Source organism: Thermococcus sp. ES12 (genome assembly GCF_012027515.1).
In the GTDB taxonomy this organism is placed as follows: Archaea; Methanobacteriota_B; Thermococci; order Thermococcales; family Thermococcaceae; genus Thermococcus; species Thermococcus barossii.
This window is the reverse complement of the sequence record NZ_SNUP01000032.1, coordinates 1-509: the sequence shown is the minus strand read 5'-3', so window position 1 is coordinate 509 and position 509 is coordinate 1. Positions and strand designations below refer to the sequence as shown.

At 37.3% G+C, this 509-nt stretch carries 1 protein-coding gene and 1 pseudogene; both read left to right on the top strand.

The genetic code is table 11. The features are described from left to right. On the top strand, positions 1 to 252 hold a 252-nt coding region (locus tag E3E37_RS10860), incomplete at its 5' end, for an ABC transporter permease subunit (RefSeq protein WP_167717358.1). A gap of 12 nt (positions 253 to 264) precedes the next feature. Beyond that, a pseudogene (locus E3E37_RS10855) lies at positions 265 to 509 on the top strand (ABC transporter permease); the annotation flags it as partial.

Sequence of the window (509 nt, the reverse complement as noted above, 5' to 3'; positions counted from 1 at the left end):
GCCCTGAAAAACGCTTTAGTTCCTATAGTCACAGTTCTAGGTCTGCAGTTTGGAGGCCTACTTGGGGGAACACCAATAACAGAAACTGTTTTCGCTCTTCCTGGTATGGGAAGCTATGCAATACAATCGATCCAGAACTTAGATTTCCCTGTCATTGTTGCAATAACTTTCATTTATGCGTTGATATACGTCACCGCTAATTTAGTTGTAGACATCCTCTATGCAGTAATAGACCCAAGAGTTAGGTATTAAGAGGTGAGAAAAATGCAGGAGGAATATAAAAAGAACATATTTGACAAAATTGCTGATAAACTAGTTTATGGCCTTGGTTCGTTCATAAACATGTTCAAAAAAGACTGGAAAAAGAAAAACAAATCAAAAATGGAAGAATGGAGGTTAATGCTTTATGCTCTTAACAGATCACCACCCGCTTTAATAGGAGTTTTCTTGGTTGTAATGTTCATTCTTTTAGGCATTTTTGGACCAAGACTTGCAACATGGAGGTATAA